The following is a 15,861-nucleotide window of genomic DNA, read 5'->3' as shown; positions in this document are numbered from 1 at the left end:
ATATGGAAGAACTATCAATAAAAACAATAAAAGATGTAAATGGTAATATGTATGTTTTAGATTCAATTCTTGGCCAGGGTGGTCAAGGTATGGTATGTAAAACAAAGGATAGTACTATTGCTGTAAAGTTTGTTTTGAAAAATGAGCAAATTTTAACAGATGAAAAGTATTATGAAATTTATAAGAATAAAATAAATGATGTCGTAGTTATGAATATTGATTCAGATATCAATTTGTGTCATCCATATACAATGCTTGAAAAACCATATTGTGGATATGTGATGCATATGCTATCAGATTTAAAACCAATTAGTAATCTAATTTATGATCAAAATATTGATGGTAATTTAAATGATTATTTTAGAAATACTAATGGTTTAAAAAAGAGAATAGAAGTGTTAATTGAATTATCACGTACTTTAGCTAGACTTCATTCAAAAGGAATTGTATATTGTGATATTTCACCAAATAACGTCTTCTATTCTGATATCGATAATTTCTCTAAGGTTTGGATTATCGATTGTGATAATTTAAAATACACTGGAGATGTTAAAAGTGGAATATTCACACCTGGATTCGGAGCTCCAGAAGTTGCTTCAAATCAGTCAAGTAATACTATATTTAGTGATTGTTTCTCATTTGCTGTTTTAGCATTTAGAGTATTAACTTTTAGAAATCCATTTGAAGTGAATTATGAGGAAGAATCATCAAGTGATGGCTGGGATGCTTCTACAAATACAAATAATTCAGGCGATGCCATATCAAATAATAATATTCCTTGGTTATTTGAAAATGGAGTCACAGATGAATTAAAAGAATATTTTAATCATTTCTTAACAAAAGAATTATTGAGCTTATTCAATCAAACCTTCGGAAAAGATGGAAGAAATATTCCAACATCTAGACCTTCAATGCGTGAATGGTATTCAGTCTTAAAAGAATTATCATTAAAGCTAAATCTATGTGAATGTGGAGCATTTATTTATGCTGGTGAAAAGATTTGTCCATTTTGCAATAAGGGACCAAGGTTTACTTATTATGGAACAATGATGAATTATTATCCAAAGTCAGTAGATGCCATTGGTGATGTTAAGTCACAGTTAAACAATGATGATTACGATGATTTGGATTTCATTAATGAAGTTGTTGATAAGAAAATCAGTCCAAATTACGAAAAGTTATATAACTTTACGATTTATGATAATTGTAGAATTTATAATTATTCAGTTAATCAAATATCAATTTATGAAGTTCCTTATACATTAATTGAATTTAGAATTAATAATTCTTATCTTTTTATAAACAATAAATCTTCGAAAAACATTAGTTATATTTATAAAGGAGAAAAGGGTACTTTGTTATCAGGAGATAATATGCATATTTCTGGCAAAGATGCGATGTATTTATACATAAATGATCCTGATTCAAAAATAATTCATTGTATCATGATTAAGGGTATATGAGAGAATTAGATGTTGTATCGTTTTCGATTTCATTAACAGAAGAAATCTCAAAGTTAAAAGGTTTATTGTTTAAAGTTATAAAGCATAAAAGTAAATTTTATATATCTAAATTTGATGATGTAATCATTTCGGAAATTAATCCTATAAACTTGAATGCAGATGCATCTGATTATTTGGATAATCTTCCTAATAACTATTCTTATATTACAACTTTAGATAAGAGAAATCATTTTGCAATGATTGAATCTAAAAGAGTATTTGGAATAAAAGCAGGAATTGAAAAACTTCATCTTTATTATGAGGATGAATTACCAAATGATGTAATTACATATAATACTTTCGATAATGCCAATGCTATATTGGCTTATTGTCATATTTATGATAAGTCTGAGTCTGCATTTTTAATTGAAAGTAGAAACAGGAATAAAGCATTTCCTATTATTAGAAAAATTGAATATGATAGCTCAGATGAACATAAAGAGCAAACTTTATTATATTTAGAACCTAAAGAAAAAAGTATTAAACTTGAGAATTATCAAACATTTTTATTGGTTGGTGATATTAGTTTTACTGATACTAAAGAATATGTTTCTGAAATGGATAGATTAGCTTTATATCATATTCGAGCAGATGTCCAAAATTATTTAAATCTTTGGAAAGAATATAATAGGATTGAATTAGAAAGAGAATATAAACAGTTTAAAAAATCATCATATGTTAAGTTTGATTCATTAACATATGGTGATGAAATTAAACTATACTTTAATAATGAAGAATTTGGTAAAGTTACTAAGTTTTTTATAGATAAGATGTGCTTTGTTGGTGGCAAAGAGCTTTTACATTTGTTTAATAGTAATAGTTTAGATAGTTATAATAAGATTGAAAAAGAATTATTATCCAATGAAGCATTAACAGTTGTTGAACTTAGTGCCAATGGGGTTAATTCAACTGAAAAATCAATTAAAATAAGAACAAGCGATCGAGCATTTTTTAGAAATTTGAAAAATGGTAACATTTGTTTATCTTTATTGGGAAATAAAATATCATATCAAAGAAGAGAGAAGGCTAAGGAAAGGATTATAACAGGTAAAGCTGGTATTCAAAAAATGTATACATGGTTTACTGATAATCCAGAACCTAATGAAAAGCCTGAGATAATTGAAATTGATAGTACATTACTCCCAAGTACAAATCTAACCCCTAATCAAATTGAGGCGATTAGAGTAATACTTAATACACCTGATTTTGTTATCATTGTAGGTCCTCCTGGAACAGGTAAAACAACAGTTATTAAAGCCGCTTTGATTCAACTAAATGCATTAACAGGAAATAAATATAATTTTGGTAATAATCTACTATCAGGATTTAGACATGAAACAGTTCTTAATTTGACAGAGAATATTGATTTATTTGGTTTACCAGCAGTCAAGGTTGGAGATAAGAATAATTCCAATAGTGAAGAATTAGAGCCTAGAATCATAAAATTTATTGATGATTTAATTGATGCTTTAAAAGAGAAGTATATTAATCTTACTGAGAGTGATGATGAATACATTGAGTTTAAGAAAAAATATTTTAATTATATTTCATTTAATAATTCAATTGATTCGTCTATCGAGATTTTAAATGGAATAAGCCAATTAGATATATTTATTTCAAATTCTGAGGTAAATGAAAAAATAAATAAAATGATTCAGAGTCTTAAGCAACAAAACAAGAGCATGTCTTATGAAGAAGATTCCTTTGTGAATTTCTTATATGGAATGCCTATATCTGAAGAAGCATATAATGATGATAAGGAAAGAATAGAGATAGAATTATCAATATTTGAAGATTATAAAGCATTAAAGGAAGATGTGAAGAAACTTAATAATGCTTATAATAAAAAGCCATATTCTAGCGAATCAGTTAAAGCAATAAGAAGAGATTTAATTCTGAAATATAGAAAGAAACCTGAAATATTAACATCACCAGCTAAGAAGCAAGAAATAGTGGATTATTTAAATGAACTTTTTGATATTATTAAATGCGAAAGATTAAAAAAATTTGATGGTGATAAGATTGCAGTTTTAGATTATATTGATAGTTTAACTGAGAATCCATATTTAATAAGGGAAACATTGTTAGCATATACTAAGGTTTTAGGAGCTACTAATCAACAATCTATTTCTAAAAACATGTATTTGATTAAGAACGATGATGTCATGTTTGATAATGTATTTATTGATGAAGCTGCAACATCATCTCCTCTAGATTTGTTCATTCCAATGTCTGTGGCTAAAAAGAAGATTATTTTAGTTGGAGATCACAAGCAATTACCAAATATTACTGATGAAGGTATTATTGATGAAATAAAAGATGGTTTAAATAAGAACTCTGATGATTCTGAAGATAAAGACATATCAAGTACAATGAAGAAAACATTATTTGAAATCCTAATTGAAAAGGCTCATCAATTAGAAGCCAAGGATGGAATAAGAAGAGTCATCATGCTTGATACTCAATTTAGAATGCATCCAAAATTAGGTGAGATAGTAAGTAATAGTTTCTATGAAGGAATGATTAAGTCAGTTAGACCTGAATCAGATTTTATTCACAATTATCATAATTTAAAAGACAAGTATTTATATTGGTTAGATACTCCATATGATGAGTATTATAAGAATGATTATAGAGAAAGAGGAAGCCATTCTAGAAAGAATGTACCTGAAGCAAAGAAGATTGCTAAGCATATAAAAGAAGCGTTAGATGATAAGAATTATACTAAAGTATCTATTGGTATCATCACAATGTATCGAGATCAAGTGAAGGCTATAAAAGAAGAATTAAAAAAGATTGGTATATTAGATGAAAAATATGATTTGATGCCTTCTTATGCTTCACAAGAATTATTAATAGGTACAGTTGATGCGTTCCAAGGTCGTGAATTTGATATTGTTTACTTATCATTAGTATATACATTTAATTTTGATAATAATTATAGCCGTTTAGCTAATGAAAATAGTAAGAGTTTATTGTGTGTTGCTTTAAGCCGTCAAAAAAGAATGCTTATTGTTGTTGGTGATATGAGTGTTTATAACATTCCAAAGGCTAAAGAAAAGGTTAGACCATTATATGATTTAGCAATTCAATGTTCTGGAGGTGAAAATCATGAGTGATATTATTTATAGTTCAAGATTTGCACCATCGGGAACAAAGAATGTATATGAAAAGTATTTTGCTATACCAGTTTCGTTAATTAAAGTTTTATTAACAACAAGCGAAAAACCAGAATTAAATCATTTTGAAAGAGCAGTATTATCTTTATTGATTAATGATTATTATTCAATTGGTCAATTATCTGAGATTCTTTTGTTAAAAAATGATTTGGTAGAGTTAATTACTAACGATTTAAAGAAAAAAGGATTAATTGATGATAATTATAAAGTAACCGAAAATGGTGAAAACCAGCTAAAAAATGTATATAAAGAGATGAAGCAAGAAATATGCTATCTATTATTTGATCATAATAGAGGATGCTTGCTTTCAAATTATTGTAATAATAATGACTTAGTTTTTAGTCAAGGAAGAAAGAATGAGAGTTCTTATTCATTTACTTTAGATAAAGATGCATTTAAAGAGGAAATTCCTTATCGATATATCAAGATTAATCAAAATGATGAAAAATACAATGATGATTTAATTAAGAAAATAGTTGCAAGAGATATATTCAAAAAGAATACAGATAAGAATTTAGTTAATGTAGAAGTTGTCGAATTAAACAAGAAGAAGTATCATTTAATAACTTCTATAATTACTTATTCTGATTTTAGTGGTAAATGGATAGTTAAGAATCCTATTACTATGGAAAATGATGATAATTTATATGATTTTATATATAACTTTAGTACAGATGACCAGGTGAAGGATTTATTAAGAAGCGTAATGCAATATAGAATAAATCAACAAGATTCGGCTGATGTAAAGAAGAAGTATGAAATCATTAAAGGAAAACTATTTAATAAGAGAATTAGTGATTTACATGATGATTTTATAAATCCACTAATAAATGTTATTAATGTTTTAAATGATTCAAAATCAAAAAGTTATAATGATAGAATTCATAGAAATGAAATCATAAAGAATTCTATGGTCAATCTTGGAGACTTATATGAGAAGGTATTATATCAAGCAGCATTAACAAGTCCAAAAAGATTTGAATTTGATACACTTGGTAATGACGCAAAAGATAATAAGATTAAACTCATAAACATTGCCAAATCGATTGGGTTTGAGGTGAGCGATAATGGTGAGAGATTATTATTTGCCAATAGGAAATCATTACAACGAATCGCTAGAGATCCTAATAAAGCCCAGTTAGCAGAATGCATCTCCTGGAATGTATTATTAGCCACAAGAGATAATAAATTCTATATTTATAATTTTGCAAAAAAGCATCCTAATTTCATTAACCTAATGTATAGATTTAAAAGAGATTATCGAGATGAAAACAAGCATTCAATAACTGTAGAAGATATTTCTCCTAAACTATACATAGATTTATTGTTTGAATTATTAGAATGTGCTTTTGGTTATAAAGTTGACCAAAAGGTTCTTAATGAATTAATTAATTTTAACGGAACAATTTGTGATTATTCTTTTTCTGAAGAATTATTAAGAACTGAATTAGGTAATAAGATATTTAATTCATCTAATAAAGAATTAACACAAATGAAGTTTAATTTAGTATCAATGTATGATTTATACATTACAGAAAATAGTAAATTCTTATCATTTGGTTATCCAATATTAGAAAATACTATTAAATTATTGGTTAATTCCATAAAAGAAAAATATAAATGCAAGTATAAAGATTTTAATCAATTATTTAGTTCTAATGTTGAGATGGAAAATTATTTGATTGGCTTAGGATTTGAAATGGCTGCAGAAGAAAGAATTGGAAATAATGTAATTGATTCTTTAGCAGTAGATATTAATGCGATTTCAAATGTTGAAAAAGGTTTTACAGATAATTTTAATAACGCAACATTAAGAGTAAAACTATTAGCATTAATCGATATGCTAAAACAAAATGATAGAATAGCAGATGAATTTATAAATAATGGATTAAAGGATTTATTTGTAATAACTTCAACTTTGAGTTTTTTACAAAGACATCAGCAAGTTCATACTTTTAATAATGAACAAGCTAAAATAATTACAGATGGTATAGTAAAAATAGTTGATTTTGCTGTTAATAAATCCGATTTAATCAAATGGTAAGGAGTGATGAATCATATGCCAAAAAAAGTAGAAGAAATTAAAGATGATTCAACTAATGAATTATTAGAAGAAATAGAACGTAGAGAAAAAGCTGTTAGCCAAAGAGAAAAAGAAGTTTCTAGATTAGAAGAAATCAAGAGAACTCTAGAAAATGATTATCAAAATAAAAATGCTGAATTAGATAGGCTACAACAAAAAGTTTTGACCGAAAAGTCAGAGGTTATAGTTTCTAAAAATTCTGAGATTAATAAATTAAATGAATCTATTGCAAAGGTAAACAAAGAATTAGTTGCCAAAAATGAAGAATTAGCAATAAAAAAAGCATCAGTTGATACTGAGGTTAGTACATATAAAGAAAAGCAGCTTAAAGAAGTTTATGATGTAACTATAAAGAAACTTAATACTGAAATTAAGAGAATACAAGATGACTATGAGAAGTCCTTAAATACAGCAACATCTACTGTTAGTTGGTCAGAAGAAAAGTTAAAAAAAGCATTTGATGACTTGAATGCTGAATTCAAGAAGTTATTAGAAAGTAAGGAGAAATTAATTCAAGATAGAATTAATGATCTTGAAGCAGCAAAGGCTGAATATGATAAAGCTATATCTGAAACAAGTAACATTGAGCAAGTACAATCTAAACTTGTTATTAGAGAAAAGAAAGTTGAATTGAAAGAAAAGAATATTCAAAAGTATATTGATGAAGAGGCTAAAAAGCAAGCACAATCAATTGCTATGGAATTAGAAAACTACAAGCAACTTTATGAGCAAGCTTTAAATGAAAAGAAGGATATTTCTTTAAAGTTCAAAAAATTAGTTGCAGATTCAGCCGCAGTTGAAAATTTAGATAAAGTACAACTTGAATTTACTAATAAAAGACTTCTTCAAGAAAATGAGCAATTAAAGAAGAATTTCGGTAAATATTCAACTGAAGATTATCAAGAATTAAAATCTAAGGCTGATAGAGTAGATAATATTGAAAGTAAAAATAGAGAACTTCAATATACTATTAGAGATTTACAGGCCCAAGTTGATTTATTGAGTAGTGATCAAGCCAATGCCGAGCATTTAAAAATCACAAACGAGAAATTACAAAATCAAATTAGAGTAGAAAGATTATTAACTCTTGAATTAAAAACTGAAATCGATAATTTAGCATCTAGAGTAGATAATGTTAAGAGCGGAATTATTGCTTCAGAAGCAATTGAAGAAAAATATGATGATTTTGTTGATTGCCCTAAAGATGAAAGAGAAAGTATTGATGAAAATCAATGGATTAATGAAATCATTAAAAACTGTAAGGAATCTGGCTTTGAGTTCTCAAAAAGATTATTTTATTCATTCCACACAGCTTTAAAAACATCTGATATGTCACCACTTACTGTTTTAGCTGGTGTATCTGGTACAGGTAAATCTAAATTACCACAATTGTATTCTAGATTTGGAGGAATTTATTTCTTATCAATTCCCGTACAACCAGACTGGGATAGTCCACAATCATTATTTGGATATTTTAATAGTATTGAAAAGAGATTTAATGCTACATCCTTATTGAGAGCATTAGTATCTTTCCAAGCTAATAAGTCTAAATCATCATCAAAAGATAAGATTTATGATTTATCTGATAATGTCTTAATTGTTTTGTTGGATGAAATGAATTTGGCACACATTGAATTATACTTTGCTGATTTATTATCGAAATTAGAAGAGCGTCGTGGTGAGAACAAAGATATCACCTTCGAGGTTGATTTAGGTGCCGGTAATGATAAATACAAGGTAGTATTAACTGATAATGTTAAGTGGGTTGGTACAATGAACGAGGATGAAACAACAAAGTCTTTATCAGATAAGGTTGTTGACCGTGGTAATATTATTTCATTCCCTAGACCAGAAGGATTTGTTAGATATAATAATACATCATTAAAACCTGAATATAATAAGATAAAAAGAAGTGTATGGGAAAACTGGGTAAATGATAAATATTCTTTAGATGATAAAGAAGCTAAGTATTATATGGAAATTGTAGTATCAATTAATAATGCTTTAAAGGAAGTAAATAGAGCTTTAGGTCATCGTGTATGGCAATCTATTGAAAACTATATGATTTCTCATCCATTAGTTAAAGAATATAAAGATGATGAGAATAGAAGAAAGAAAGCATTAAATTATGCATTTGAGGAAGCTTTAGTACATAAGGTAATGCCTAAATTAAGAGGTATCGATACTGATGGTACTCAAAGAGAAAACTGCTTGGATAAGATTGAATCTATCTTAAGCAGCAATGAATTAAAAACAATTTTACCTGATTTTCAAAAAGCAATGGAATCTGTTACAGGTACATTTATTTGGGATTCAGCTAAATATTTGACTGAAGATTATAACATGGAGGGCTAATATAATGAGCTTAATAAAATATTATGATGCCTTATTTGAAGATGAAAAACTAAATAGTGAATATGTTACTTATTTGTCAGCAATTCATATGATGAATACTATTTCTAAAAGGGATAATATTAATAATAAAATCCTTAAAGATTTAGGAGTGAATTATTCTAAAAAGGCATTAGTATTTTATGAAAGTGCTCAAGCTCCATTAACTTTTTTGAATGATGATGTTCAGATTATTTATGATTTCACTAAGGAACATATAAATAAAATTCTTAAGAATCCTCATAAAGCAATTGTTAAAGAACAAAAATTAATTAAAAAAGAAAAAATAAAATCTTTAGATTCAAAATCATTTAAATGGTTAGCTAATAAACCTGGTTCATCAGTTAGAGAAAAACTTGCCAATGTTGAAAAAATATCATCAACTATAAAGAGATATAGCTATAACATAAAAGAAAACCAGGTCTTATTAGCATATTTCAAAGATATAGCAAAGATTTTAAATAAAAAGATTGGTATTATGAATTCTAATCCTGAACTATTTGGTCAAGATAATCTAGAATTAGAAAAGTTAAAAAGAGAATTAAATAAGAAAAATTTTACTTTTAGAACAGAATTTGAAGAAGTAGTTGAAAAAGATTATTCCTCTCCAAATAATGCATTGATAGGTAATGTGGATTATTCTAGTGTTTGGAGTTCATATTTGGATTTAAAGCAAATGAATATTGATTATAGCAATGCATTTGAAGATTATAAGAAAGCTTTAGTTAATATGCTAATTGCATATTTAATGAATTATTATGATTTCATTGAGGATATGAATGATTCATCTAATCTTTCTAATTATGTTTTATATAGTAAAGAAAATGATGAATTACAGGAGTTGCTATTTGATAATAATGATTACAAGGTCATAGTAAACAAATTCAATGCTTTGAATACTATTGAATTATTATCGAGTGATGAATATGTTTTAAGGTTTGAAAAAGTTGAATCTGACAATACTCGTGGATTACCTTATAACTTATATATTAATGATAAAATGGTTGGAAAATTTTATTCTGATATCTTGGGATTTAAGGAAGCTCTAGTAGAAATATTAAAAGAATTAAATATATCATTGCTTAAGCAAAAGGAACATATTATTGATAAAAAGAATTACAATTTCATTTCTATTAATTCATTTGATAATAGAATGTATAATTCCACAGATTCTATTAGATTAAGCATTTGTGACAATGGAAGTATATTTAATAATAATAGTATTTGTTTTGCTAATGACAAAAACTTATATTATTACTCATATAAAAAAGAAGGTTATTCAAGGTTTTTAAGACAAACTTCATTGGTTAATGAAGATTTTAATAAGCATGTAATATATGATATAAACGATACCTTTGATGAATTCTCATCAGCTACTGTGAGAAGAGTATTTTCGTCAATATATCCTAAGAGTTATCCAGTATGGAGATCTATCTTAGCTGGTGAGGCATCCTATAATAAGGCTAAGGTAAGAACCATTTTGGATTTTTGTGGAAAGAACTTTTCTATCTCTAAGTTAGAAAGAAAGAATGATAGATTTGTTCATTGTGGACCAGTAGAAGTGCCAATTTATTATCAAATTTTTAATGAATTTAATTTCTATGAATCATATATTAGCAAATATCAAAATAAATATAGTGTTTCATATCCTAATAATGTAATCAATGAATTTATGGCTAGTGGAGCATTACATTCTATATTGAATAAGAAATTAGATAATTACATAGTTTGTGATGGAACAATTAATAACCACAAGTATTATATTATTTCATTTGATGATGAACTATTTGAATCAACTTTAAGGGATTTTGAAGCTTCATACAGTGCTATTATTGAAAAATTTGATAAGGAATCAACATTATCCATATTACCTGATTTCTTAGAGTGTTTAGTAGATAAATATGGTTATATAGTTTGTAACAAGTATTTAATTAATGGTGCTAATGAAATAATAGAGAGACTAGAAAATAACGAAATAACCTGGTATGAGAAGCTTCCTAAGTTATCATTGGAGATTATTAAAGATGGAATGTTTGATAATCTTGTTTTGGTTGACAATCAAGAATGTGAAAATATCATTGGTAAGAAATTTAGAATTGTTGTTAAAGACAAACTTACTCTAAGCAAAGGTAATAAGAATTATATACTACCTCTTAATAAATCCTTTATTGGTGCTGAAAACGATTCTTTTGTTGCAAAGGCAGAAGATCCTTCATTCCCGTTAGCTAAAGATGTTCAAGTAAGGTTAATTATTGAATATAGTTTTGGTGCTGAAAATAGCTATTTGTTAAAACTTATTCCTGTCTTAAAGACTGCACCATTTGAAGAAATAATCGTTAAATGGGAAAAAGAAAATTTGATAGAAAATTTGATATATCCTAATATAATAGATGTAATATATTCAGATGAATCCTTAGATAAAGAATTTAATGAAAAACTTCCGAGAACATTAGAGTTATTTAATAACCATATGACTTGTATTAAAAGAAATCAAATTAAATATACTACTAAAAGTGGTAAAACCATAAATTATGTTCAGGAAGCTTCTAAGGATATTCAAATTCTTATAAATAAAAACCAAAGAATTTCACATTATACAGATGATTCAAAAGAAAAAATAAGAAGAATTATTTCTCATTATGATGTTTATAATAATGCGATGTTTTTATTGGAAAGGGCTAGGGGTCCATTAAAATCCGCTAATGTTGATGAGGGATATAAACAAGTAATGGTTTGGAGGGCATCAGAATTAGAAGAAGCTTTAATTGAATTATCTTTTGATTCTAACCTTTATAAAAATGATTTTCTTATGTTTCCTGAGGCAACATATGGAAGATATTTTGCTGAAAGACCTGATGATGTTGAGGTTATTAACATTGCATATTCGCAATTAATTAGAATAACATCTAATGATGATTATTTTGATTCTGCAGTATTTAGAAGATATTTAAATAAACTTACATCAGCAACAGCAGTTAATCATATGTCTATTTATGAAATGGCAAAAGCACATCCAACCTATGTTTCTTATTTGTTAAAAGTAATAATTAAGACTTTAGAAAAATTATCATTATATGATTGGAATATGAAACCAGAAGAATGTTCGTTTTATAATACTCCAAAAGAGAATGGTTTTTTAACAAGGTATTGTGTTGAACTATTAATTTCATTTTTATATTGTAGGGATTTGGCTTATTTTAGTGATTTAAAACCGGGTGGAAAATTAGCTAATGAAATTATTTTTCATTTGAAAAATTTTAATAGAAATATTGTTGATGCAATGAAAAATTGGGATGATGAAAACAAAAAATCAAAAATGCTCAAGACAAAATATCACATAACTTTAGATAAACCTAATGAACTAGTGAATATGTGGAATGAAGCATATTGTTTAATATTATATCTATCAGGCGATGAAAGAGCTAATTATATTAAGATAGGATCAGGTGATTAGTTTATGAATGATATATTAATATCTATGCAAGAAGAACTAAAACTGATGCGTGATGATTCTAATATTCAAAAATTATATAAATATTTTAAGAATAAAACATACTTAGTATTATTTTTGAAACAATATAATGGGTTAATCATTAATTTGAAATCAATTGAATTGTTGGTTAATGCGAATAATATTGAGGATGCTCTAACAATATTTAGAAAGTATCTAGAAACTTACTTTATAATGATGAGTATCATAGAGCATCCTGATTTAGTAGAATCATATGTTAAACATGATATTTATATTGGTAAGAAAGTCTGTAAAAAAGATTTGAATGAAGTAAAATCTTTCTGTTCAGGGAAACCTGATGGTTATTTAGAATATGGCTATCTAGAAAAATATGTTGATATAGATGATGATTTTAAGTACACTACTAAAATAGTGGCTGAAGTTGGAAATGTTTTGAATTTTCATATTTGGTATAAGATGTGTAATAATTTTGTACATAATAATTTAACATCAGTAAGTGTTAATTCAAAGGATGCATTGGAGTCATTAGTACAAGGTGTCGAGAGAACAACTTCTTATTTAAAAAATAGAATTGAAAACATTCTAAGTTTGAACTAGTGGTTCATGGTGACTACTAGTTTTTTCTTTTATACTATAGCTGTCTTAAGAAATAAGACAGAAAAGGAGATAAGTACCCACTATGAAATATTATAAAATTACAGTTACCCCTCTAAATGAGAAGGATTTGAATCAAGTCGTTGTTAACGATGAATCAGTGTTCGAGTATGTGATGGTTGAGTCAGATGCTGAGTTACAAGAAAAAATAGACAATTGCATATTTAATTTTCCTCTAGGCTATGTAGAAAAGAAAGCAGCTATAGTAGAAGAGATTGCTGTTTGGGATTATATAGAATGGTATAGAAAAAGATGTACCGGCAAAATAGTTGTAGATTATATTGATAAATTCTATACAGGTTCTCTTAGAGGCGATGAAATCAAGTTTGAACTTGAAGCCAAAGCATTGACCTACTTCTTAGAGCACCAAAACATCTTTGAGTTAATGGAGGTGAAGTAATATGAAAAAGCTTTTAGACGAAATCGAAAGAATAAAAATGATCCGGATCCGCTTCTTGATAAGAAGTGTATCGGATTATATAATACTATGGTTATCTTCATCGATGATGGAAGGAAAATGAATTTAACAGAATCCTATTTTAAAGAAAAGGATTCATGCTTTGATTATTCTTATGCAGGATGTTATATTACTCCTGGTAAGGAAACAACTTTAAGGAAGATTCATATCAATGCCTTAAAGTGTGAAATTATAAATAAGCAATTACAGGAAGTTTGTGAGAAATATCCTGGATCTGATTTTATATATTACGCTTATTATATACAGGATATTTTACTTGATGATATAATGTAAGTGTACACAGGAGGTATTGCGATGCTAGGAGCTATTATAGGTGATATGGTTGGAAGACCATATGAATTTACAGGTAAAAAGGATTATAATTTCCCATTCTTTAATAGATATTGTACAACTACAGATGATTCATATATGACAGTGGCAGTTGGTAGAGCTTTACAGAACTGTATTAATGATTTGGATGATATTGAAGCCTTAAAGAAGGAAACTATATTTCAAATGAGAGATATTGGAAATAGACATCCTGATGCAGGATGGGGCCAAAGCTTCTGGAGATGGCTAAGTGTATCTCCTACTCCATATAATTCTTATGGAAATGGAGCTGGAATGAGAGTTTCTGCAGTAGGCTGGATTGCAGATAATGAAGAACAGGTAAAGAAGCTATCTAAGGCTGTTACTGAAATATCTCATAATCATCCAGAAGGTATTAAAGGTGCTGAAGCTATTGCTATGTGTGTTTATCTAGCAAGAATAGGTAAATCAAAAGAAGAAATTAAACAATATGTAATAGATAACTATTATCCTGAGATAAAAGGAATGAGTTATGATTGGTTACATTCTTCCTATGGATTAGATGAAATGGGGAATTGGGTATCTTGCCAAGGCTCAATCCCACAATCTATTGTATGCTTTCTTGATTCTACAAGCTTTGAAGATGCTGTTAGAAAGGCGGTATCCCTAGGTGCTGATACCGATACTCAAGGTTGTATGACCGGTGCTATTGCAGAAGCTTATTATGGTGTACCAACCAATATGATGCTAGAGGCAGAAGACTATATGCCACAAGATGTGTTAAGCTTATATCTAGCATTTGATCAAGTAAAGAAAAAAAGAGTTTTAAGATAATTGAAATATCATGTCCTCCTCCCAAGAGTAGAAATATTCTTGGGAATTTTTTTTGACTTTTTTATAATTTACATATTTTTATCCCTGAGCCTTCTTAACCATTTCCTAAACTATAGCTGTAATCGATAAGGATAGCTTAAAGATTAACAATAAAAGAAATGGAGGGATGCTAAATGCTCTTGACAAAAGAAGACATAATTCAAATTCAAGATCTACTTGCAAAATGGATCATTGAATCTGATATACCATTAGCCTATCAAAAGATAGCCTTACATCATATATCAGAAGAACTTGTTGCAAGTGGTAATGATATAGCATTAATGCTACTTAGACGTGTAAGTATTGAATTATGTCCAAGAACTAAGAAATAAAAAACTAAATATTAATAATTAAATAGGTTGACTTGTCCCTATTAAAGAAAACTAAAAGCTTTTAAAGCATTATAGGTTATAAGGCTTAGCCTAGAAAAGCCTAAATAAACTAAAAATTATGAAAAGAGGGAAAAAACAATGAAAGGTCATGTAGACGTAAAATTTTATGTACAAAGCTTTAATGGAGTAAAGAGAGTAAATGCTGAGGCAATTATCTCTGATACAGAAAGATTAAGAAAGGCAAACGATAAAAGATATGCTGATTTAAGTGTTGCAGGTAAGGATTTAATTGATTTTGAAACATTACAGTGTCTTGCTATCGATGCTGGAAAAATTGATCAATTAGATTCTAAGGAAGGCATTACATTTGAAAATGTACCTGCAGAATTCAACAGAAAGAAATATCCAACTAAGGATGAATACTATCATGAAATCAAAGTTCATTTAGGAAACGATGAATTCTATGTTAAAAGATGCTTCTTCCTAAACCGTAAGCATCTTCATATGCTAAGCAAGATTAATACTAATGTAGAGTTTACTGATTCAGTAGCTGAGGATGGAGACTTAACACCAGATGATTTAATCCAAGATGAAACTGAATAATGATTA

11 protein-coding genes are annotated in these 15,861 nt (G+C 27.6%); all 11 read left to right on the top strand.

Annotated elements, in window-relative coordinates:
• Nucleotides 1-2: 2 nt before the first annotated feature.
• The 11 genes from EI71_RS03625 (at nucleotide 3) to EI71_RS03575 (ending at nucleotide 15,855) form a co-directional block, all read left to right on the top strand.
• On the top strand, nucleotides 3-1,463 hold the full coding sequence (locus tag EI71_RS03625) for a protein kinase domain-containing protein (protein WP_162849734.1): 1,461 nt from the start codon (nucleotides 3-5) through the stop codon (nucleotides 1,461-1,463).
• A complete protein-coding gene (locus tag EI71_RS03620) occupies nucleotides 1,460-4,621 on the top strand; it encodes an AAA domain-containing protein (RefSeq protein WP_162849733.1) in 3,162 nt (1,053 codons plus the stop codon). The genes EI71_RS03625 and EI71_RS03620 overlap by 4 nt, the downstream gene beginning before the upstream one ends.
• Nucleotides 4,614-6,725 (top strand): hypothetical protein, encoded by a 2,112-nt coding sequence (locus tag EI71_RS03615; protein WP_119015896.1) that lies wholly within the window; start codon nucleotides 4,614-4,616, stop codon nucleotides 6,723-6,725. Before EI71_RS03620 ends, EI71_RS03615 begins: the two co-directional genes overlap by 8 nt.
• Nucleotides 6,726-6,740: 15 nt before the next feature.
• Complete coding sequence (locus EI71_RS03610) at nucleotides 6,741-9,119, top strand: hypothetical protein (protein WP_119015895.1); 2,379 nt, start codon at nucleotides 6,741-6,743, stop codon at nucleotides 9,117-9,119.
• A gap of 4 nt (nucleotides 9,120-9,123) precedes the next feature.
• Nucleotides 9,124-12,609 (top strand): DUF2357 domain-containing protein, encoded by a 3,486-nt coding sequence (locus EI71_RS03605; protein ID WP_119015894.1) that lies wholly within the window; start codon nucleotides 9,124-9,126, stop codon nucleotides 12,607-12,609.
• Between the two features lie 3 nt (nucleotides 12,610-12,612).
• A complete protein-coding gene (locus EI71_RS03600) occupies nucleotides 12,613-13,224 on the top strand; it encodes a DUF5677 domain-containing protein (RefSeq protein WP_119015893.1) in 612 nt (203 codons plus the stop codon).
• Nucleotides 13,225-13,306: 82 nt separating this feature from the next.
• Nucleotides 13,307-13,681, top strand: coding sequence for a hypothetical protein (locus EI71_RS03595; protein WP_119015892.1), 375 nt, complete (start codon nucleotides 13,307-13,309; stop codon nucleotides 13,679-13,681).
• Nucleotides 13,682-13,798: 117 nt separating this feature from the next.
• Nucleotides 13,799-14,032 (top strand): hypothetical protein, encoded by a 234-nt coding sequence (locus tag EI71_RS03590; RefSeq protein ID WP_119015891.1) that lies wholly within the window; start codon nucleotides 13,799-13,801, stop codon nucleotides 14,030-14,032.
• Between the two features lie 21 nt (nucleotides 14,033-14,053).
• A complete protein-coding gene (locus EI71_RS03585) occupies nucleotides 14,054-14,881 on the top strand; it encodes an ADP-ribosylglycohydrolase family protein (RefSeq protein ID WP_119015890.1) in 828 nt (275 codons plus the stop codon).
• 173 nt (nucleotides 14,882-15,054) lie between these two features.
• Nucleotides 15,055-15,252 (top strand): hypothetical protein, encoded by a 198-nt coding sequence (locus tag EI71_RS03580; RefSeq protein ID WP_119015889.1) that lies wholly within the window; start codon nucleotides 15,055-15,057, stop codon nucleotides 15,250-15,252.
• A gap of 138 nt (nucleotides 15,253-15,390) precedes the next feature.
• Complete coding sequence (locus EI71_RS03575; RefSeq protein WP_119015888.1) at nucleotides 15,391-15,855, top strand: hypothetical protein; 465 nt, start codon at nucleotides 15,391-15,393, stop codon at nucleotides 15,853-15,855.
• Nucleotides 15,856-15,861 lie beyond the last annotated feature (6 nt).

It is taken from the genome of Anaeroplasma bactoclasticum (genome assembly GCF_003550015.1).
GTDB classification, from domain to species: Bacteria; Bacillota_I; Bacilli_A; order Acholeplasmatales; family Anaeroplasmataceae; genus Anaeroplasma; species Anaeroplasma bactoclasticum.
Note: the sequence above shows the minus strand (reverse complement) of the source record. Positions and strands in the feature narration are given on the sequence as shown.

Coding starts and splice junctions, on each gene's coding strand:
- EI71_RS03625 (WP_162849734.1), top strand. CDS start 3: ATGGAAGAACTATCAATAAAAACAATAAAAGATGTAAATGGTAATATG.
- EI71_RS03620 (WP_162849733.1), top strand. CDS start 1,460: ATGAGAGAATTAGATGTTGTATCGTTTTCGATTTCATTAACAGAAGAA.
- EI71_RS03615 (WP_119015896.1), top strand. CDS start 4,614: ATGAGTGATATTATTTATAGTTCAAGATTTGCACCATCGGGAACAAAG.
- EI71_RS03610 (WP_119015895.1), top strand. CDS start 6,741: ATGCCAAAAAAAGTAGAAGAAATTAAAGATGATTCAACTAATGAATTA.
- EI71_RS03605 (WP_119015894.1), top strand. CDS start 9,124: ATGAGCTTAATAAAATATTATGATGCCTTATTTGAAGATGAAAAACTA.
- EI71_RS03600 (WP_119015893.1), top strand. CDS start 12,613: ATGAATGATATATTAATATCTATGCAAGAAGAACTAAAACTGATGCGT.
- EI71_RS03595 (WP_119015892.1), top strand. CDS start 13,307: ATGAAATATTATAAAATTACAGTTACCCCTCTAAATGAGAAGGATTTG.
- EI71_RS03590 (WP_119015891.1), top strand. CDS start 13,799: ATGAATTTAACAGAATCCTATTTTAAAGAAAAGGATTCATGCTTTGAT.
- EI71_RS03585 (WP_119015890.1), top strand. CDS start 14,054: ATGCTAGGAGCTATTATAGGTGATATGGTTGGAAGACCATATGAATTT.
- EI71_RS03580 (WP_119015889.1), top strand. CDS start 15,055: ATGCTCTTGACAAAAGAAGACATAATTCAAATTCAAGATCTACTTGCA.
- EI71_RS03575 (WP_119015888.1), top strand. CDS start 15,391: ATGAAAGGTCATGTAGACGTAAAATTTTATGTACAAAGCTTTAATGGA.